Genomic DNA, 21916 nt, shown 5'->3' with positions numbered 1-21916 from the left:
AGGAGAGGTCAATAGCCATCCGTTTAAAGGAGGTATCAAATACACGTCGTTCCATCATAGTCAAATTTAAGTTATTAAATCAAATCTGCCCTAAATAGGTCTCCAGTCAAAGGTAGCAACTCCAGGCTTTACCTAAGCCAGGATCTTACGGCCTGTGGATGCATCTGGGCTTTGGAGATGGCCCTTGCTAACTGCCCCACGCAGGGCTACCTTATCCATCACTCCGATAGGGGTATCCAGTACTGCAGCCAAGGGTATGTTAGGCTGCTGCAGGAGCGACGCATTGCTATCTCCATGACTCAAAGCGGCGACCCGCTGGAGAATGCGCTGGCTGAGCGGGTGAACGGTGTCCTCAAGCAGGAGCTCCTGGAGACGGTGTACCCTGACTTGGCGGCGGCCCGGCTAGCCGTGGCCACGGCAGTGAGCATCTACAACTATCAGCGCCCACACTCGAGCGTGGACATGCTCACGCCCGTGGAGGCGCACGGCAGGACCGGCGAGTTGAAGAGACACTGGAAAAACTATTATGCCGCCAAGAAGGGAAAGGAGGTGCCTATGCAGTAAGGTACAGGCCAAGAAGGCTTGTCATTGCCAGAACCCCTTGCCTATAGTGACGGTATAAGGTGTAAAGGACTGGCAGGATTAAGAAACAGCTGTCAACCTAGTATAGGATTAACAAGGTAAACTGTCAACTTTTTTCAGGACGAGAGTTCCGCTGTCGGGGTATACGACTACTATATTACCTTTATCTTTTATTATCTTCTCGCCTAAATCCCATTGAAACCTTGACTGATGAGAGTTGCTTATTCCAGTTAAACGGATATCGATTCCAGTTGGTACACTAATAGAATTATTTTCCCACGTTAAACCTGCAGGTTTATGGACAATAATATCATAATGATCATTCAAAACAATATCATCCTTTTTACAGCCGACAGCGCAGACCAATAATCCTAGAAAAACTATACGACTTGCATAAGATACTTTTTCTATATTAATATAAGATGCTGTTATAATTTTCTATAGCCCCTGTATAGTCCCCTTTAAACACCTCATGAAATGAAAGTATAGAAATTTTCCAGTTTCAATAGGGTTGCACCCCCACTGCTTAGTTAAAGCTAAATCATAAAACGGTAATGAATAATCATAGTAGAACTGTATACTAATGCGACTAGCCATTAATTAGTTTATGCTAAAGGTCTATGTTTTGTACTTTTTCTCTACAACAGGAGCAAACATAATAAATTTTTAACATCTGCAAAGTCTGGCAAATAGCTTTTACATTTACTATTAATTCCATTCTTTAAATGTAATAAGCAATAACAGCTCCTATTAGATGTTTTGGAATAAGGGAAATATTTCGATGTAAAGTTGTGATGCTTTCTTTTATCTTTAAAAATTCCATTTGTCTAGACAATAAACCTCAACTTTAACCAAGGGATAAGAGCTTTATAATGAACATCTTATTTGATTGCATATCGCAATATTATCCTGTTTCTATAGGAGCGTGGGAGGCGCTTTCTAAAGTTTTAACGAAGGTAGAGATTTCAAAAAATTCTTTCCTAATCCAGGAAGGGACGGTTTGCAACAATCTGTATTTTCTTGAGAAAGGCTGTCTACGTGGATATTATATCTTGGATGGAAAGGAAATCACTTATTGGTTTGGCTTCGAAAACAATTTTGTGACTTCCTTTTATAGCTTTATTTCCCGAAAGCCTGGTGTTGAAAACATCCAGATTCTTGAAGACTCGACCTTATGGGGAATACGTTCTGACGCCCTGAATCAGTTGTTTGATTCGCATAGAGACCTCGAGCGCCTTGTTCGGATTATAAATGAGCAGTATTATATAAGACTGGAGGAACGGTTAATGGCCATGCAGTTTAAAACGGCGCGGGAACGATATGAACAACTAGTAGAGAACTCACCACACATTCTTAAGCGGATTTCCCTCGGTCAAATTGCCTCTTACCTGGGCATCAGCCAGGAAACGTTGAGCAGGATACGAACCCAAGTGTAATGCTTTTATTTTTTTGATAATTGTCAAAAGAAAGTTATCATGGCTGGTATACCTTTGATTCATCACTTAGCAAAAAATAAAAATGAATCAGAAACCATCAAATGCATTTGTAGCAGCTTCCTGGGCAACTTTACTTACTGGCATTACAGCCTACATAATCGGGCTATGGAATGCTAACATGTTGCTAAACGAAAAAGGTTATTATTTTACCATACTCATGTATGGTTTATTCTCAGCTATCTCTCTTCAAAAAAGTGTGCGCGACCAACTGGAGGGTATTCCGGTTACCAATATTTATTATGGCCTTAGTTGGTTTTCTACCATTCTTGCTGTGGCGCTTTTGGTAATGGGTCTTTGGAATGCAGATTTGCTCCTTAGTGAGAAAGGGTTTTATGCCATGTCGTTTTTATTAAGCCTTTTTGCTGCTATTGCGGTTCAAAAGAACACCAGAGACAGCCTTGGAAAAGATGCGCCAGCTGTGGCTAATGTAGAAAAATTTTGAAACAGACCCTCTGCTGGATAGGCAATGGCAGAATGCTGAAAACGATGCAGTGAAAAGTCTAGGGCTCCAAATGCTGCATGTAAAAAAAGCTGACGTTGATTTCACGTCAGCCTTCGTTACTGTACTACCTCATTAATGGTGAGTACTCTCCAGCCTCCAGTTGGAGCCATTTTTTGTATCACGCTTTTCTAAAGTACTTATGTCCGAGAGCTTATTCAATAGTTTTTCACGTTCCTGCCTAGGCGTTCCTGATAGTTCCGAGAACTCCTTTGTAGTAAGGGAGCGATATTTAGAAAACAGCACTTTCCAATCTTTTCTTTATTCAGTCTTATTTGCAGCCAGATTTGTTTTTTTTAAGATCGCTTTTTCATAAAAAGAATATAGTTTTGTACCATACATAATATCTCTGTTGCCTGAGGTGTCAAAGAAGAACAACGTAGGAAAACCTCTTACCTCAAGTTCTCTAGATAGTTTCGAATTTTCTGCTTTGTTTTCAAAATCGGATTTAAATCGTTGCACATTTAACTCAACCTTTGTGGCAGCTGCTTCTAAGTGCTCCCACTTTAGAATATTTTTTTCTCCAAGAAAACCATCTCCCTTACCTCCCTTAAAAACGAAATAGCTTTTTTATTATCCTGAAGTTGAACAGTTTTAAAAGCAATAGAGGGCGGTTAGGAAGAATGCAAAGGGTCTTCCAACCAGATATCCCTATCCACTTACTTCATTCCAATGGTGTGCTACATCTGATGGCTTGCTGATGCCCCCACTGTTGTAGCTCCAATTAGGCAGAAACCGGCCCATGCGGTACTCTATTTTTATGCTGTTGCCGTATTCTAATTTCAGTTTTCGTAGCCGCGGCTCTATTCCCCAACAGGAAGAACAAATTGGATCTATGAAGTAGATTACTTTTACTGGCTCTTTTCCTGCTGAAACAGCCTGAACAGGTGAGGTTGAGCCTGAGTTAGGCATTTCGTATGTACCAGTTAGTTTCATCAACCTGTAATTCTGCTGAAGCATAAAAAGCAGGAGCTCATGAAGCAAATCAAGGACGTTAGTTTCTAAGTAAAAGCAGAGAGAAGTACAGGAAAGATCAGATAGCAATCAGGGTGATGGTAAGAAGGGCTACAATCGGTGTATTGCCAGGTATAAGGTTAATGCAATCAATAACGCACTATCGGTTCTGGCCAACTCTTTGCGAAGTGCAGCAAGCGCTTTACTGATGTGTTTTTCAACCGTGCCGACCGACACATGGAGTTGCTCTGCTATCATCTGGTAAGACATCTGCTCAAAACGGCTTAACCTAAATGCCTCCCTTGATTGCGGTGAAAGACCATCAATGACTGCATGAATCCTTTTCTCCAGTTCATTGGCAGCAATTATTTCAGAAATATCTACAGAGGACGAGAATTCATTGACGGGTTCAAAGTTTAGAGCCAGCGCTCGCTTTGAAATCCTGGTACGTATTTCGTATAAAACCTTGTTGCGAAGTGTGGCGAAAAGATAACTTCTAATATTATTACTAATGTCTAGCCTTTCTGCATTGTTCCATAAAGCAACAAAAACGTCCTGAACGATTTCCTCAACGACCGGTTCGTCAGGTACTTTTTTAAAAGCCGCCTTACAAAGCTCCGTGTAATACCGATTATAAAGCACAGTAAATGCACGCTCATTTTTCTGAGCAATCAATTGCAACAGATCATCGTCACTTATAACACTTTTCATGTAGCTGGGATTACCCCGCAAAGGTAGACCTGTAACATTAAGCCAGTGTCCCGGCTGAGTTAAGAAATAGAAAACTTAGTATTAAGTAATTAAAAAGTTTAATATATATATGGGGGTAGTCTGGCTGTTTTGCAATGAGTAAGATAGACAGATAAATGCATGAAAGAAGAAGAACTGGCAGAACTCATCGATAAATACCTAGGCGGAGACTGTAGCCCGGAGGAGGCGGCTATTGTAGAACGATGGTACGACTCTATGCAAGGAAGTAAAAGCGAATTCTATAGCAATGACAAAGAGGCTATTAGAGCCTCTGAACAGCGCTCATTGGATGCTATAAGGCGCATACTCAAGATTGAAGAGGGTTCTCAACCAGTCATTAGCCTTAACAGTAGAATGCGCAGTTGGAATTGGATGGCCGCCGCATGCATCGTGCTGCTGGTTTGCATCGGAAGCATATTCTTCATAACAGGGAACAGGCAACAAAACTTTACTGTGGTAAGAGCAGGAACGGGACAAGTTAGGAAACTTCTCCTGCCCGACAGTACACAAGTCTGGCTTAATGCAGGCAGCAGTCTGAAATATGCAGCAGACTATAATCAAAGCACACGCCATGTTTGGCTTGAGGGTGAAGGGTACTTTGACGTAAAGCATAACCCCGATAAACCTTTTGACGTGCAGACTGCAGGGCTGAAAACCCAAGTCCTAGGAACGGCATTCTCTATTTCAGCGTATCCGGGCTCCCTCATTAAGTCTGTTACCGTAACACGCGGTGAAGTGCAGGTAAGTGACAACAAAGTTATCCTCGGTAACCTGTTGCCCAACAATAGTCTTGAATATAGCTTAAAGACAGGAGAGAAGAAAATCATTCCGGTTGATGCCGATAAGGTCATATCATGGACAACAGGCAACCTGGTATTTATAGATATGCCTATGCAGGACATAGCACTTCACTTGCAACAGTGGTACGGCGTTAAAATCAAATTCAAAAACCAGCAGCTTAAGAACATCCGTTTAACAGCAAGTTTCAGCAACTCGATTCATCTAAAGGACTTATTGGCTATACTCTCAGAGGTGAGCCAGGTTCAATACATCCTGGATGAAAAAAACAATACTATTACTTACTTATAACAACTAATTCTTACTACTCAGATAATTGCCTATGTAAAAAGCCAGAAGTCAACACCCTCCTTAATGAAAAAAACCGCTTTGTGGTTCAGACAAAACGGTTAAAAGATCTCAACAACTGTTCACATCATTAAAATCAATACAAATATATGCAATTTCTTTTTAAAAGAGTGCAGCGGGTAGACTATTGTCTTTACCCGCGTAAAAATCTATTCATTCAATACGAGCCTTCATGCCGGAAAATTATGAGGATTTCAATTATGCTCTTCTTCATACTTACGGCAGGCACCCTTACTTTGTTTGCCGAAAGCACTAACGGGCAGAGCTTAAGAGAAACCAAAATATCGTTGTCGACCCAGGGCAAATCGCTGGATGCCGTCCTGGGCGATATCGAAAAGCTTTCGGGTTTTCACTTTGTCTACATCAGTGACAAGGTGAAGATGTATCAAGTAAAGCCCTATACGGCGAATATGTTAAGTGTTGAAGAGATACTTAGCGAACTGCTGCATCCAAGAGGACTCTCTTTTCGCCAGCGTGGCGACAATGTAATCATTGAACAAAAGAATCATCCGGTCAAGGAAGAAAGTAATAAGGAAACTACATCAAGGCGACCGGTAACAGCAATACCAATCAAGGGTACTGTGACAGACGAAAAGGGAGATCCGCTGCCTGGCGTTACTGTTATCGTTAAAGAAACACAGCAATCAACATCGACAAACGCTAATGGATCTTTTCATATTGAAGCTTCAGAAGGTCAGACACTTATATTCTCGTATTTAAGTTATAAGACCGTTGAAAGACCAGTAAGTACCCTTCAAACTGTTAACGTGCGAATGGAGGCCAATCACAACCAGCTTCATGAGGTGGTTGTGGTTGGATATGGTACGCAGCGCCGCGGCGATGTAACCACTGCTATCAGCTCGCTTAAGGCAAGTGACATCAACAACTTCCCTGGTGCAGGGGTAGATAAAGCCATGACAGGTAAACTGGCCGGTGTTCAGGTCCTAGAGCCGAGCGGTGCGCCAGGGGCAGGCATTGCCATCTCGATACGTGGCAAATCCACTGTTACCGCGGGCACCCAGCCTTTATATGTAATAGACGGTATCCCTTTGTCAGAGTCCAACTCAACAGGTCCGGGGCTTACAGTCAATCCGCTTAACAACATCAACATGGCTGATATAGAAACCATTGATGTGCTCAAGGATGCCTCGGCAGCGGCTATTNTCAGAGTCCAACTCAACAGGTCCGGGGCTTACAGTCAATCCGCTTAACAACATCAACATGGCTGATATAGAAACCATTGATGTGCTCAAGGATGCCTCGGCAGCGGCTATTTACGGATCAAGGGGAGCAAACGGCGTTATCCTTATCACGACAAAAAGAGGAAAAAAAGACAAGCCTACCATAAGCTATAACGGATACGCAGGTGTCCAGAAGGTAAACAAGAAGCTCGACATGCTGGACGCTTATCAATACTCACAGCTGCTGTACGATGCACACAATAGCACTTATTTTGACCTATTGGAAGACAAGGGCCTTACTGGAAGCATCAATGATGACAATGCTACAAGACTTGCTAAACTCGGAGGGCCTGCCGGGGCTACCAATCAGGCTTATCTATTACCTCCGGAAATAATGCCTTACCTGGAAGGCAGGCCGGGGCTCACTAATACAGACTGGCAGGAGGAAGTATTCCGTCAAGCTTCCACGCAAAACCATACCTTGTCTATGGCCGGAGGTTCGGACAACATCAGGTATTACGTTTCCGGAAACTACTTGGATCAGCAGGGCGTGGTGATCCAAACTGGCTTTAAAAGGTACGGGGGACGCGTTAACCTTGATGCTTCTTACAGAAACCTGAAGCTTGGGGCAACAGTTAATTATGGATACGAACAGTATCAGTTTCAACCATCGGAGGGCCGATATTTTAATCAGGAGACCATTGTTCCTGTTGCCCTTGCCATGTCTCCGTTTTTCCCGGTTTACAACCCTGACGGATCATACAATTACGCCCAGTACAATTACCAATATGCCACGACACAAATCGTTAACCCAGTGGCATTGGCTAATTTAAAAACAGACAATACCAACCAGGGTAAATTATTGGGGAATTTGTTTGCACAGTATGATCTTACTCCTGAGCTTTCCAATAAAATCTCCTTCGGCGTAAATATCAATAACGCAAACCGCAGTGCTTTCCGTCCTTCCGTATTGCCTCAGCTTTCACCTTCAAGCCCTACTTCCGTACCAACCGGATCCTATCGGAATGTTTCATTTGTCAACTGGATTGCTGAGAATACGCTTTCCTATAACAAATACTTCGGGGATCACAGCCTAAATGCGATTGCCGCAGTCAGCGCACAGAAAGAGACCATCTCCAGCTCGGTGATCAATGCGACCGGTTATGCCAATGACCTTATCAAAACGATCAACGGAGCAACCAGTATACAGAACTTCGGAGGTAGTACAGAGCAGTGGACATTACTCTCTGCGCTTACCCGTGTCCAGTATAGCTACAAAGATAAATATATGGCTTCAGCTGCCATTCGTGCCGATGGTTCATCACGCTTTGGGGCAAACTCAAAGTATGGCTACTTCCCGTCAGCCTCGATAGGCTGGAATGTAGACCGGGAGGATTTCATGCAAGACCTCCAGTCCATTAGCTCATTGAAGCTACGCGGCAGTTATGGTTTAACCGGGAACATGCAAATCGGCAACTATGCCTATTTACCCCAATTAACACAGGGTGACTATGTTTTTGGCACAGCAGGTTCCACTAAATTATATAATGGGCTTTACCAATCAACGGCAGGTAACAGTGATTTAGGATGGGAAAAAACATCTGCCTTTAACCTCGGTGCCGATATAGGCTTTTTTGACGAGCGCCTGCATTTGACAGTGGATGCCTATACTAACAACACCACGGACCTCCTGCTTCAGGTGCCGGTGGCGCACAGTTCCGGCTATAGAGACAATCTGCAAAACATTGGCAAGGTCCGTAATAATGGGCTGGAGCTGACACTTACAGGTAATAACGAGATTGGTAAGTTCCGGCTAACCAATAGCGCCAATATCTCCTTTAACCGAAATAAGGTATTGGATTTAGGTGGCGCCCAGTCTATTATTACGCAAGCACAAAGTGTTATCTTCTTTATTACCGAGGTTGGGAAACCTATTGGAAACTACTATACACTTGTGCACGATGGTGTCTATAAAAGCAAGGCCGAACTCGATGACCCTAATATCCCTAAAGTGCCGGGAGCCAACGTAGGTGATATGCGGTTCAAGGACATTAACGGAGATGGAGTGATAGATGCGACTAACGATAGAACAATTACTGGAAACTATATGCCAAAATTCACTTATGGTTTTTCGAGCCAGTTACAGTATAAAATTTTTGATCTTAACGTTGCCCTGCAAGGTGTTTACGGTAATAAGATCGCCAATATCAACTCAAGGTACATCAACGACTTTAACAGTTTTACAAACAATACCAGCGATGCCCTTGACCGTTTCTATTCTGAATCTGAACCAGGAACAGAAGGTTATCCCCGTGCAAACAGGAATCCTCGCGGTCTGAACGGCAGTATATCGACCTGGGCAATCCGCAGTGGGTCTTACATGAGGGTCAGAGACATTACGATGGGCATTACCTTACCTAACAGTTGGGCTATACGTGCAGGTCTTAGCAGGGCCCGGATCTATTTCACCGCAACCAATCCGCTGCTGCTTACAAAATACAATGCCTACAACCCGGAGATCAGTCAGGAAAGCAATCCATTAACCCCTGGTGTAGATTATGGCAGCTACCCTTTAAGTAAATCTTTTGTGTTGGGAATGAATTTAAGCTTTTAACTATCATGAAGAACAAAATTATACTTTTGCTGTTCAGTACGGCCTTTGTTACCGTCTCATGCGAAAAACCATTTTTGGAGCTGGACCCGCAGTCCACTGCAACTGCAAATAACTTTTACAAAACCACAGCAGACATCACCAATGCCGTAACAGCCGCTTATGCTCCGCTGAAAGGAGCAACAATGTATCATACAAATTTCACTATTATGTCTGAACTGCGCAGTGATAATGTGGAAGACCAGAACCCGGGAGCTGTGGCTGGCAGGCTATTTAACATAGACCGCTTTTTGGCAGGATCTGATAATACAATTTTTAGTGAAAGCTGGCTAGCTCTTTACAATGGCATTGCACGGTGCAACAATACCCTTGCCCACCTGGATGTTGTGACTGACGCACGTCTTAGAAATCAGTATGAAGGTGAAATGAGATTTCTGAGAGCCTTGCACTACTTCAACTTGGTAAGATTTTGGGGAGATGTTCCCCTTGTGCTTGAACCCATAACGACAGGGGAGGCAAAGAGTATTAGACGAAGTCCGGTAAAAGACGTTTATACAGCTATAGAAGACGATCTAACTAAAGCAGCCTCTCTCCTTCCTGCTACCTATACCTCCGTTGATAAAGGCAGGGCTACCGCCGGAGCAGCTAAAGGACTGCTTGGCAAAGTTTACCTGACAGAGAAGAAATACCAGCAAGCAGTAACCGTCCTGAAAGAACTTTTACCGGTAGGTTCAAATCCGTATCAATATACACTGCTGCCCAATATCGCTGAGGTATTCAGCGTAAGCAATAAACTTAACGCTGAAGTGTTGTTTGCCGTGCATTATGAAAAAAGCATTTCCGGACAAGGCCATGGTGTTGCTGAATACACTAACCGGCCAATTATTGATTCGAATCTTCTGAATGCATACGAGGCGACCGATACCAGGCGAGATATGCTTAATACGCAACCTTTAGATGCCAATACCGCCCTCATCAAAAAAAATTACGACACTTTTGACCCAACATTCAGGACTTTGGGCAACGACTATATTATTCTGCGTTACGCCGATGTACTACTGATGTATGCTGAAGCGTTGAACGAACTTGCTTACAGTAGCGATGCGAACAGCGAGCAGTTTGCCATGCTTAATGCAGTACGCACCCGAGCAAAGGCATCCCTCTACACGCCGGCACAGCTTAATAGCCAGCAGGCCTTCCGTGATGCGGTTCTGCATGAGAGAAGGCTGGAGCTGCCATTCGAAAATAGTCGCTGGTTTGACCTCATTAGAACAAATACTGCTGAAGAGGCATTGCAAAATTCGGCATTAACTAAAATCACTATCCAGCCTTCTCAGTATCTGTACCCGATTCCTCAAAGCCAAATTGAACTGATACGCGACCCTTCGGTTCTTCCGCAGAACCCAGGCTACTAGCTTTATATATTAACGGTGCCGTGAGTGTTTTTCACGGCACCATTGATCATTCAAACACAACCAATGAAAAAGACATATAAAGCACTGGTATGCTTGCTTTTCAGCAGTAGCATTGCCTTTGCACAAAATACTGTAACAGGTTATGTTTACCACGATGCTAACGGTAATCACAAAAAGGATAATAACGAGAAAGGAGTAGCCAAGGTAGCTGTAACCAATGGCATCCATGTTGTATTTACAGATGCGCGCGGAAAGTACAAACTTCCGATTTGGGATGATGCAATCATTGCGGTAATCAAGCCTGCCGAATATTCGGTGCCTTTAAACAGCAATAATGAGCCGCAGTTCTTTTACATTCATAATCCTGAAGGCTCTCCAAAATTAAAATATGCAGGTGTAGCCCCAACAGGACCACTTCCTGAATCAGTTGATTTTAGATTGATGCCTGCTAAACAGGAAGGAAACTTCCGCGCTCTTCTCTTTGGTGATCCGCAGGTATTGGATGAAAGAGAGGTTGAATACTTTGATATAGGAATTGTCTCAGAAGTAGAGGGCATCAAAGGTATAGCTTTTGGCCTTACTATGGGCGACCTGGTTCAGGATAACCTTGATCTCTATGATTCCTACAGTAAAGTCATCGGGAAGGTTAGCATTCCTTGGTACAATGTAGCGGGCAATCATGACCTGAATCTTGATGCCCCTGCCGACAGTCTTAGTGATGAAACCTTTACGGCACATTTTGGACCAGCCAATTATGCTTTCAATCATGGACTTGCTCATTTCATTGTCATCGAAGACACTGCATTACCTGACCCAGAGTCAAAAAGTTTTCGCGGCGGAATGACGGAAAGCCAGCTTAAGTTTATAGAAAACGACCTGCGCCTGGTTGATACTTCTCAATTGGTTGTACTGGCTATGCATGTGCCTTTTCGAAGCCCCTATCGAACAGAAGATCGTGATCGTGTTTTTCGGGCACTGGAGAGGTTTCCTCATGTGCTGATCGTATCTGCCCATACTCATAACCAGCGACAGAACTTCTACAGTGTAGAAGACGGATGGAACCGGAAAGAGCGACTGCATGAGTATAATATAGGCACAACTTGTGGCAACTGGTGGTCCGGAAAGATCAATGAGCATGGTGTGGCAGATGCTGAGATGAGCGACGGAACGCCAAAAGGTTATGCGTTTTTAAATACCAAGGGAAACCAGTACACCATCGATTATAAAGTTGCCGGAATGCCCGCTGATTACCAGATTAAGCTTTATCATCGCAAAGTAATGAGTGATATCTGGTGGGAAGGCCGGGGATTGATCTTTGCTAACTTTTTTATGGGGCACTCCGGCAGCAAAGTAGAATATCGCATTGATGAGCAGCCTTGGAAACCAATGGATTTTCACCAGGGGCCAGATCCCGCATTTGTGGCTAAAAACATTGAATGGGATTCGGCAGACTCCCTAATGCGCGGGCGTAGGCCAACGGATGCCGTTAATAGCTCGCATTTGTGGACTGCGCCACTTCCAGAAAACTTAGGTATAGGCGAACATAAAATTGAGGTAAGGGCAACCGATATGTATGGGCGTTCATTTTCTCAATCTAGTTCTTACCGCATCGAAAAACCGAGACTTTAGCTTTCGATTATATTTATTTCCCCTATAAACCATTTCCCCTTCGCGTCAGGAAAGATTTTTTCACTAAACATCTTTCCTAAGCATTCTATGGAGCTTATCTATTCCTCCTAACTCCTCTGAGGCTCTAATGCATTTAAGATAATTTAACTCATAGATTTTATGAAACACCTTAACTTATTTCTGGCTATCATTTTACTGCTAACGGGCAGCGTAATGGCTCAATCGCGAGACATTACCGCTATTATCCGTGAGTTTCATGACCCCAGCAGCAAAAATGTGCTAGTGGTAGCGCATCGGGGAGACTGGCGCAATAACCCTGAAAACTCAATCCTTAGCATTGAAGATGCCATTAAAATGGGCGTCGATATGGTTGAGATTGACCTCAAGAAAACCAAAGACGGTGTCCTGATACTGATGCACGATCAAACCCTTGATCGCACCACATCCGGGCATGGCAAGCCATCAGATTATACTTGGGACGAGCTTCAGCAATTGACTCTCAAAAACGGGCATGGTGGCCCTACTCGGCAGCGTATCCCCTCATTTGAACAATGCATGAATACCGTTAAAGGCAGGGTAATGGTCAACATAGATAAAGGTTACGACTACTACAAAGATGTCTACAAGATACTCGTCAAAACAGGCACTGTCGATCATGCTATTATCAAGTCAGCAAAGACATATGAGGAAGTTAAAGCAGAGAACGGAGACTTGCTCTCAAGCAAACTTATATACATGCCCGTGGTCTACTTGAACAAGGCTAATGCCGATGCCATCATTAAGTCCTTTGAATCAAATTTGAAACCGGCAGCTTATGAACTGCTCTTCGCAACCGATAGTGCTCTGATAAATACAAATTACCAAACCATTATAGGATCTGGCTCCAAGATATGGCTGGATGCATTGTGGCCGAGCCTGAATGCAGGCCATGATGATGAACTAAGTGTGGAGGAAGGTAAACCCGAAGCGGGATGGGGGTGGTTGATTGCGCATGGGGCAAGAATAATCCAGACAGACCGGCCCAAGGAGCTTGTTGCCTACCTGCGTGAACGTGGACTACATCGGTAAATGACTTTCATGCAGCTACCTAAAGAATACCTTATTAGCTAACCCTGCTTTAAAATAAGAATTGCTGGGTGTTAAGAGTAAAAACTGCCTATGTATTGACGGCAATATTAGTGATCCTTAAAAAACAGCTACTCATGAAATTTATCTTTATTTGCCTTCTATCCATTTTACTGGCTTTGCCTGCATTCGCTCAACCAACTGGCGAATTCAGGACGATCATGGACCAGATTTTCAATGAGCTTCAGTCTGGAGCAAATGTGAGTTCATTGGACAGTACCACGATCTCCCTTATATCATCCATTCAAGCAAACGGATCATGGCCAGATGTAGATTATCAAAATGCTTCTACTCCGGCTGGCTGGGCACCTCGGCTCCACTTTACCCGCATGGTTACATTGGCCCGAGCATTTTCAAATTCTGCCAGTGCTCATTACGGTAGCGAGACCGTTCGTCAGGCGGTAATCAGTACCATGAACTACTGGCTTAGCCTTAACCCGGCTCCTACCAGTAGCAACTGGTTTCACTATGCCATTTCCCTGCCGCGTGATATTGGGCAGGCCCTGATTTGTATGCGATACGGACCTTCCGAAGGAATATCGTCAACATTGGAGAGTCAAATGATTACTTGGATGACCAAAGGCGTCAATATCACGACTCCTCCTGGTAACACAGGATCCAATTTAACCGATATTGCCCAGCATTACATCATGCGTGCCTGCCTGACACAAAATGCGTCTTTGCTTAAGCTAGCAGTTACAGAAACAGCCAAAACAATTGCTGTTACAGCGAAGGAAGGCATTCAAGCCGACCAATCATATACTGCTCATGGGGCACAATTATACATTTATGGCTATGGTAGTGTCTTTATATCTGGTATAACTAACATTGGTGCATATGTTAAGGGCACATCTTACGCGTTTAATCCCGAACAGATTGCGATCATTTCTAATTTTGTTCGCAGAGGTTTTATCAAAGTATCCCGTGGCTCGTATACCGATTTCAATGTTTTTGGTCGAGGAATCTCTCGCCCAAATGCCGGTTTGGCAGGTATCAACCAGATAAAAAAAACCAAAGATATTGACATACCTACAAATTCCGCAGAATATGATGTGGCGCTGGCCCGGATGAATGGGCAGCAACCACCTTCTTTCCAAGTAAATCCTGAACACCTTCATTACTGGCGCACGGATTACACATTACATCATCGTGCAAATTACTTGTTTGGTCTTAGAAGCGTTTCCACCCGGACTGTCAAGTCAGAGAATGGAAATGGTGAAAATCTAAAAGGGTATTACCTTACCGAGGGCGTCAATTATATTGCCGTAAACGGAGACGAGTACCTTAATATTTATCCCGTCTGGGACTGGAATAAATTACCAGGAACCACCGTTCCTGAAATCACTACTTATCCGGTTAGAACCGGTTGGGGGGCAAACCCGGGTAAATCAGTTTTTGTAGGCGGGGTTTCGGATGGGACCTATGGTGCAAGTACTTATCGGATGAATGATTACGGCACCACTGCCCGCAAAGGTTGGTTCTTCTTTGATGACGAGATTGTATGTTTGGGGGCCGGTATCACTTCGTCTGCCTCGCAGTCCATCAACACGACATTGAACCAGTGTTTGCTTTCAGGGCCTGTAACGGTATCAAGCGGATCAGCGAGTTCAATATTATCCTCTGGCAACCATAATTTACCCTTGAAATGGGCATGGCATAATGAGGTGGGCTACTATTTCCCTGAGATTACAAATGCCAGATTAAGTAATCAGGCTCAATCAGGCAGCTGGAAAAGCATCAACTCAGGCGGTAGTGCTGATCCTGTCACGAGGAACGTTTTCAAACTGTGGATAAACCATGGCACAGCACCTTCTAATGGTAATTATTCTTACATCATATTGCCAGGAAAACCGACAGCGCAAGAGATGGCCTCTTACTCTGCAAGCCATCTGAGAGTACTTTCCAATACTGATACCGTGCAACTGGTCAGCAACAGTACTTTAGATCAGTGGCAAGCCATCTTCTACGCAGCAGGCTCATTTACCGCAGATGGCATTACACTTGAAGTTGATAGGCCCTGCGCTTTGATCATAAAAAACGTTACCCAACCAGAAGTTACGATAGCAGCGGCCGATCCGTCGCAGCTTCAATCAACAATCGGTCTACGGTTCAAGTCAGCAGCACTACCCGTCATGAAGGAGCTAACATTAGCGCTTCCTAGCGGGCAAATGGCTGGCAGCAGTGTTTCCGGCGTTATCAATTCGGCCTCTCCTGATTACATTGAGCCAGATCCATCCATGCCCATGAGTATCGAGCCCATTGCAGATTCGCACGTGCGTGATGGCGCCGCTTATCTGAATGTTAATTATGGACAGGATGCTTCCCTTGTCATCAAGAACGCTGCTGGAAGTGCCAGGCGGGAGGTATACTTAAAGTTTGATCTAAGTAATGTTCCTGCAGAGATTGACAGTGCAGTAATCAAGATGCGCGTTAATTACGCGGGTGCAACGGCAACTAGTACGCAGTGGGAGTTTTATGAAGTTGCGAGCAACTCATGGACAGAGAACGGTATTACATGGTCAAACCGGCCTGCTCCGGGTGCTAGGATTGGCAGTGTACCCGGGACCATATCCGGAACTACTGTCACTCTGAAAATCACCAATGCTATCCGCGCTCGTTTAACAAAGGACAAATTCCTCACCCTTCGGGTCGCTTCAGCTGTCCCCGGAGAGAAGACTGATGCCTCATTTGCATCCCGTGAAAATGTAAATGCTGCTTACAGGCCTCAACTTACAGTTTATCCTAAACAAGAGAACTCTTATCAAGAAATAGGACGAATCAGTCCGGTAGCTGATGCTTTCGTAAGAAATGGAACATATGCATCAAGCAATTACGGTACACAAACAATTCTGACGATCAAGAATGATGGCAGCACCAATTCAGTTCGAGAGGTTTTCATGAAATTCGATCTAGCTTCATGGCCATCTATACCCAAACAAACATTATTACAGCTATATGTTCCCTATGCTGGTTCCACTATTGAGAGTACTAACTGGGAATTGCATGACGTGACAAACCAAAGCTGGACAGAAACTGGGATCACTTGGGCAAACAGGCCCGCATCTACTTTAAAAATAGGAGAAATACCTGGGACAGTTTCGGGCAGATATGTCCTACTTGATATTTCGGACTGGATTCTTTCGAAGGTTAATTCCAACAATGCCGGCGTGCCAAATTATGTAACTATCAAAATATCAGCTATACTAGCAGGATCGACAACTGATGCAAATTTCTCCTCAAGGGAAAATGACAACCCGGACCTTAGACCCCAGATGATCGCGCTGGGTACCCAAGATGTCTTATCCAGCTCACTTCTTTCCTTCTCAGCAGAGCGTCTGTCGCAAGGAGTGGTCCAGCTTAATTGGACCACTTCTACCGAAAAAGAAGATAATATATTTCGGTTAGAGAAAAGTCTTGATGGGCACCGTTTTGAGACAATTCAAGTAATCACAGGAAGGGGTTCAGGTAAAAAGAAAATAAAGTACAATTTTCTTGATTCCACGGGAAATGGAACTGTTTATTATAGATTATGCCAGATTGGGCATAATAACAGTAGTAAATTAGAACGAGTTGTAACAGTTACAAATACAAAACCTAAATTAAGTGTTAGCCCAAATCCTACCTCAGGTCTGATACAACTGAACTTAAACTATGAGCCTGATACCCCGATATCGGTATATATCTATAGCATAAGTGGTCAGCAAGTATTGAGGAAAATTGCCCAAAAACAAATATTTGATATTGATCTATCTACGCTATCTAAAGGGGTTTATATTATAAAAACAATAGATAATAACTCTAGTCAGACACATCAGATAGTGGTTAATTGACCAGGCTTAGTCAGGCTTAAGCTTTTAATTAGATTCTATTTTGTTTTTTGGCCGTTGCAAGTAGCCTTGCAACGGCCTTCTTTCTTGACTATATGTCTCTTCCTGATATTGGATAAACAAATAATGTTGGAGTATATATGGGATAGTGCTAAAGGCTAAAATAAGACTCATGCTGCCATTGATCCTAAATTAGTTATCTCATTAGTGACCATAACTGCCGCTACCAGGCAGGGCAAAAGCAAGGTATACAATTCGTAAACATTTTAAATTACTATTTTTATAGGTTTACTATTGCATTGGTTATAGCCATTAATAAAATAATGGCAAACATTACTGCACTGTTTTTAATGCTTCAATTCTGTAGCTGCCTTTTTGTGTAAAAGTTCTGCCGAACATATCTGTGACCTTAACCTCTATGCTGTGCTCCCCAGGCTGTAAGTTTGTTGGTATGGTTCCCCGCCATAAGTGTGTAGAATGCGCTGCATTGGTAGGCCTTCTGCCTGGTATTAATTCCTCTGTGTAATCCCACTCCTGTAGGCTGTGCATAAAAACAGGATCATAATCCTTTTGATACTGCATTTCCTTCCACTCACCATTATCAATACGGTACATCATAATATCTTGCTTGCTGCCCATAAAAAAATTCGCAAAGATGCCAGCTGAAGTATTCTTGCCCTGCTCCACTACTTTAGGAGCAAATACTTCTATCTGATATTCCTTCGGACGGCCAGCTACTTTATAATCTATCATATAGTTATTACCTGTAAAATTGATAAAGGCATATCCTTTCGGAGTTCCATCACGCATGGTGGAAACAGGTATACCAGCCTCATCCAATCTGCCTTTGTACCAGTCGCCAGAGGTAGTGCCTACATTATAGTGGTGGTGTGGCTTCTCCTGTCCCCAACCATCTGCTTTGGTAAAGAAATCCTGCTTTTGCAAATGCGTATGGGCCGAAAGGGAAAGCGTATTTGGGAATTCCTTCAGCAGGTCAAAGAGCCGCTGCCGATCTTCATCTCGAAAATTATCTCCATCCGGTTCACTGAGAGGAATATGAAAAGCAAGTACCACCAGGTGGTCTTTTGGCACATATTTCAGGTCATTTTCTACGAACTCCAGTTGATCTTTACGGAACCCACCCCAGTAGCCTTTACCGCCCCTGGGATCTGGGTATAGCACATCATCCAGTACTATAAAATGCACCTTACCATAATTAAAGGCATAGTTAGCCGGACCAAAATGTGCTTCATATGTCTCATCAGACAGCGAATCAGCTTTGGCATCAAAGTTTAGATCATGGTTTCCAAGCAGGTTGTACCATGGAATACCGACTTTCTGTACTACCTGAATGTAAGGGTCGAACAGATTCAGGTCATTACCTACCAGGTCTCCCAAACTTAAGCCAAAAGACACCTCTCTTATCCCCTCCACCTCCGAGACAATGCCACGGGCAAAGAAATCCACTTCCTCTTTCGTATAGGGTTGAGGGTCTCCAAAGATAAGCGCAGTGAAGTCTTCTTTTTCCTCAGATGGTACCACCGCAAAATCAACTGATTTCGGCAATTTGCCTGTAGGTGACACTCCCTTATATTTCTGAATAGGTGATCCTTCAGGTTTATGGATATAGTAGAACTGCGGCAAATTTTGTTTGTTCAGCTTTACTTTATATCCTTTAGGTTTGATCAAAGTAATGATATTATCCCCTCCTACTGACAATTCGTATCTCCCCTTTTCATCTGTCAGGGTTACCTCCCGTCCGTTAGTAACAGCCGCTTTAAAAACACCTTTCTCATGGCGTTCTTTTTTACCGTTACCATTGGTATCTTCAAAAACATAACCACTTACGGTTGTCTGGGCCTGCACCGATAAGGCAAAGATCAAGCTGCCCACTAATAAAAATGGCTTTTTCATAAAAATATATTGGTTTTTGTTATTTCCGATGTATTAACTAAAGTATTTGAGTGAAATAAATTATAGATCCGGGACTTCAAGTAAACTAATGGAAAGAGAATAATGCTTTCAAAGAGTACTTCATCTGTGTTACTTTCTCATATTGATCAGAGCAACAACAGGCAAATGATCAGAGGCATACCGCTCCTGTATTACCTGATGGCTTGCTACACTGAACTTTACGGCTGGCTTGAAGGCAATAAAATCGATGGCTTTAGTTGGTTGAACAACAGGAATGGTAGGAGCACACGTTTGACAGGTACGCGTAAAGGATTTATCCAGCATCACCATTTCATCTGATTCAGGAGTAGCATTGAAGTCACCTGCTATAACAAAAGGAAGCTTTTCAGACGAGGCTATTCTCCTGATTTCCTCCACCTGCATTTTCCTGTTTAACGGGTCTTTCTGTGCATCCAGGTGAGTGCTGCCAAATCGAATTGCTGTGCCATCAGCAAGCATGATTTTAGCTGTCGCTAATACGCGTGGCTCCCCTTTTGTTTCTGCTTTGGATGGCAGCGGGTGTACAATAGCCTCCGATAAAGGAAATTTAGAAAGTATTGCTACGCCATACTCTCCACCTGCATAGTCTATGGCTTTGCCGAAGTAGTAATTCATCTCAAGCAGTTGGGCAATCTCTGCGGCCTGATTAACTTTTCCGGACCGCTCCGTATGCACATCTATCTCCTGCAGCGCCACGACATCCGGGTTCTGCGCACTGATGACGCGTACAATTGCCTCAATATCGATCTCCCCCGGCTTGGAAGGCGGGCTGCAATGATGCACGTTATAAGACATCACCTTCAGACTAGAGGCTTTTGTAGCGCTATCGGCAGGTGTAGCTGCCGACGTAGGCTTGTTAGAACAGGAAGCCACCCATAGGGCGGCTCCTGTTAATAAAATAAGCATCAAGTACCTCATGTTTACCATCCGGGGTTTTGCCCTAAAGCAGGGTTTTGCTGAAGCTGGTTAAAAGGAACAGGCCATAGGTAGTTCCTGCTCTCGTCGAACCTTCTTCCTGTGTTCACAATTAAATATCCATTCTCGTCTGTTGGGTAACTGGCTACATAGGTTTGGCTCCAACTTGGGATCAGGCTCTTTTTAACACCCTTTACATCCTGTGCCAGTAGCTCACCCTGTTTCCAGCGGAGAATATCAAAGTACCGTTGCCCTTCACGTGCCAGCTCCACCCGGCGCTCTCTCCTGACTTCATCTCTGAGGTTCAAACCATGAGCTGCCATATCAGCTACCGTCATAGGCACCATACCTACTCGTTCCCTTAGTTTATTAATGGTAATATCAATATCCTGCTGCGTGAGTGTTCCCTGCTCCAGGCGTGCCTCCGCATAAGTCAGCAGCACCTCGGCATAGCGAAGCAGATGAATATCATTGTCGTCCTTGTTGTAGGTTCCTACAGCAGGTATATCTACATATTTGGTGAAATAATAGCCTGTACCTGTCACACAACCTTTTTTATCAGCATTGAACTTTGGAAGGTTAAAGATTTCGTTCGGTTTATCATCCTGGTCGCCATCATCTTTCCCTCCCCACTCTGAGCCCGGCGCCAGAATTGTCTGTGTCATGCGTGGGTCCCTGTTCTTAAAAATTTCTTCATAGGAATTTTCGCTGTACAAGGGAGAAATTTCAATAGGCAAGCCATCGCTGGCCAGGTAAGCATCTACCAATGATTTTGTAGGGCAGAAGCGCGATGTCTGGTCAGGAACCTGGGTTTCCCGGCTCATGTTATGCATCGAGACATTCTCCAAATGAACTCTTGCCAGTATAGTCTCCTTGTTTCTTCCATTAGCAAGCTTGCCAGCATCTGTAAACAGCTCGTGGTAACTTGTAGCAGGATTGCCATTTGAGTACAATTCGTAAACCCCCAGGTCCATAACAGCTTTGGAGGCAGCCTCTGCAACATCATAACGGCCATAAAAGAGAGCTACCCGTGCTTTCCAGCCAAGTGCGGCACCTTTGGTTATTCTCCCTAAATCACTATTGCCGTAGGACACTGGTAAGCCCTGCGCCGCCTCATCCAGCTCATTCAGAATAAAGTCAACTATTTCCGCACGCGGGGTTCTCTCCCCATAAATTTCCGGGTCACCAATATTCAGTGTTTTCGTAATAAGCGGAACATCTCCGAAGAAGAAAGAAAGGTAACTATAGAGAAAAGCGCGCATAAACCTTACCTCTCCCACATATTGGCTCAAGGTCTCAGCATCTACAGTACCCTCTGCTTTTGAATAGTTTTCAAGAAAATGGTTACAGCGGCGTATACCGTTGTACTGGGCAGTCCACTCACTGTTAAGCGTACCTGCCGTAAAGTCGAAGTTGCCGCTGGAAATAGCCTGGTAATCTGATCGTGGAGGATAAATGGTATTGTCTGCCAAGTTCTCCATGTCCGCAAAGTTTTTTGCCTTCAGATAGGCATAGGTACCGTTCACCGCCAGCTCTAGTTGCTGTTGCGTTTTCCAGAAGGTAACATCTGTGATGGCATCGAGTGGCTGCCGGTCTAGAAAATCGTCTTTACAGCTGCTAAGCGAAGCTCCTAAAATTACAGGTATGGCGAGTGATGCAACTCCAAGAGCAGTTCTGCGGAGGAAAGGCTTTCGAAGGCTGGAAATATCTTTCTGTCTCATAATTTACTTGATTGGATAGTTTTGTAAAAAGGAGGCAAAGGCTCTGGAGGCTCATACATTGTTTTTTTGGCAACCGTAACTGTTAGCAGTAGCTGCCCTGGGTATGGCCTTA

The 21916-nt window shown here is 43.9% G+C and carries 14 protein-coding genes and 2 pseudogenes; 10 read left to right on the top strand and 6 right to left on the bottom strand.

Features of this window, described 5'->3' with window-relative positions; genetic code table 11:
* The first annotated feature begins 177 nt into the window (after nucleotides 1-177).
* From ACMA1I_RS15075 to yiaA, 3 genes are all read left to right on the top strand, one after another.
* Complete coding sequence (locus ACMA1I_RS15075; protein WP_337069212.1) at nucleotides 178-564, top strand: integrase core domain-containing protein; 387 nt, start codon at nucleotides 178-180, stop codon at nucleotides 562-564.
* An 890-nt stretch (nucleotides 565-1454) separates the two neighbouring features.
* Entirely contained in the window at nucleotides 1455-2018 is a 564-nt protein-coding gene (locus ACMA1I_RS15070) for a Crp/Fnr family transcriptional regulator (protein ID WP_337069211.1), read from the top strand.
* An 82-nt stretch (nucleotides 2019-2100) separates the two neighbouring features.
* A complete protein-coding gene (yiaA, locus tag ACMA1I_RS15065) occupies nucleotides 2101-2520 on the top strand; it encodes an inner membrane protein YiaA (RefSeq protein WP_337069210.1) in 420 nt (139 codons plus the stop codon).
* A 318-nt stretch (nucleotides 2521-2838) separates the two neighbouring features.
* Here the strand turns inward: yiaA and ACMA1I_RS15060 are convergent.
* From ACMA1I_RS15060 to ACMA1I_RS15050, 3 genes and pseudogenes are all read right to left on the bottom strand, one after another.
* A pseudogene (locus ACMA1I_RS15060) lies at nucleotides 2839-3140 on the bottom strand (DsbA family protein).
* 88 nt (nucleotides 3141-3228) lie between these two features.
* Nucleotides 3229-3489 (bottom strand): DsbA family protein, encoded by a 261-nt coding sequence (locus tag ACMA1I_RS15055; RefSeq protein ID WP_337069209.1) that lies wholly within the window; start codon nucleotides 3487-3489, stop codon nucleotides 3229-3231.
* 153 nt (nucleotides 3490-3642) lie between these two features.
* The gene (locus ACMA1I_RS15050; RefSeq protein ID WP_337069208.1) at nucleotides 3643-4242 is read right to left on the bottom strand and encodes an RNA polymerase sigma-70 factor; all 600 of its coding nucleotides are present in this window, start codon (nucleotides 4240-4242) and stop codon (nucleotides 3643-3645) included.
* Nucleotides 4243-4401: 159 nt separating this feature from the next.
* On the opposite strand from ACMA1I_RS15050, the gene ACMA1I_RS15045 reads away from it, so the two are divergent.
* The 7 genes and pseudogenes from ACMA1I_RS15045 (at nucleotide 4402) to ACMA1I_RS15015 (ending at nucleotide 17218) form a co-directional block, all read left to right on the top strand.
* Nucleotides 4402-5370, top strand: a complete 969-nt coding sequence (locus tag ACMA1I_RS15045; protein WP_337069207.1) for a FecR domain-containing protein — start codon at nucleotides 4402-4404, stop codon at nucleotides 5368-5370.
* Nucleotides 5371-5516: 146 nt separating this feature from the next.
* Nucleotides 5517-6638, top strand: a complete 1122-nt coding sequence (locus tag ACMA1I_RS15040; RefSeq protein ID WP_414703923.1) for a carboxypeptidase-like regulatory domain-containing protein — start codon at nucleotides 5517-5519, stop codon at nucleotides 6636-6638.
* Between the two features lie 34 nt (nucleotides 6639-6672).
* Nucleotides 6673-9222: pseudogene (locus ACMA1I_RS15035) on the top strand (SusC/RagA family TonB-linked outer membrane protein); the annotation flags it as partial.
* 5 nt (nucleotides 9223-9227) lie between these two features.
* Nucleotides 9228-10634, top strand: coding sequence for a RagB/SusD family nutrient uptake outer membrane protein (locus ACMA1I_RS15030; protein ID WP_337069201.1), 1407 nt, complete (start codon nucleotides 9228-9230; stop codon nucleotides 10632-10634).
* A gap of 63 nt (nucleotides 10635-10697) precedes the next feature.
* On the top strand, nucleotides 10698-12263 hold the full coding sequence (locus tag ACMA1I_RS15025) for a calcineurin-like phosphoesterase family protein (protein ID WP_337069200.1): 1566 nt from the start codon (nucleotides 10698-10700) through the stop codon (nucleotides 12261-12263).
* A gap of 159 nt (nucleotides 12264-12422) precedes the next feature.
* A complete protein-coding gene (locus ACMA1I_RS15020) occupies nucleotides 12423-13331 on the top strand; it encodes a glycerophosphodiester phosphodiesterase family protein (protein ID WP_337069199.1) in 909 nt (302 codons plus the stop codon).
* A gap of 134 nt (nucleotides 13332-13465) precedes the next feature.
* Nucleotides 13466-17218 carry a polysaccharide lyase family 8 super-sandwich domain-containing protein gene (locus ACMA1I_RS15015; protein WP_337069198.1) on the top strand — a complete coding sequence of 1251 codons (3753 nt, stop codon included), beginning with the start codon at nucleotides 13466-13468 and terminating at the stop codon, nucleotides 17216-17218.
* A gap of 330 nt (nucleotides 17219-17548) precedes the next feature.
* On the opposite strand, the gene ACMA1I_RS15010 is transcribed toward ACMA1I_RS15015, so the two are convergent.
* From ACMA1I_RS15010 to ACMA1I_RS15000, 3 genes are all read right to left on the bottom strand, one after another.
* A complete protein-coding gene (locus ACMA1I_RS15010) occupies nucleotides 17549-19129 on the bottom strand; it encodes a calcineurin-like phosphoesterase family protein (RefSeq protein WP_337069197.1) in 1581 nt (526 codons plus the stop codon).
* Nucleotides 19130-19258: 129 nt separating this feature from the next.
* Nucleotides 19259-20074, bottom strand: a complete 816-nt coding sequence (locus ACMA1I_RS15005) for an endonuclease/exonuclease/phosphatase family protein (protein ID WP_337069205.1) — start codon at nucleotides 20072-20074, stop codon at nucleotides 19259-19261.
* 14 nt (nucleotides 20075-20088) lie between these two features.
* A complete protein-coding gene (locus ACMA1I_RS15000) occupies nucleotides 20089-21804 on the bottom strand; it encodes a RagB/SusD family nutrient uptake outer membrane protein (protein WP_337069196.1) in 1716 nt (571 codons plus the stop codon).
* Nucleotides 21805-21916: the final 112 nt, after the last annotated feature.

It is taken from the genome of Pontibacter sp. 13R65, assembly GCF_047525655.1.
Taxonomy (GTDB): domain Bacteria; phylum Bacteroidota; class Bacteroidia; order Cytophagales; family Hymenobacteraceae; genus Pontibacter.
This window is presented reverse-complemented; position numbering and strand designations above follow the sequence as displayed.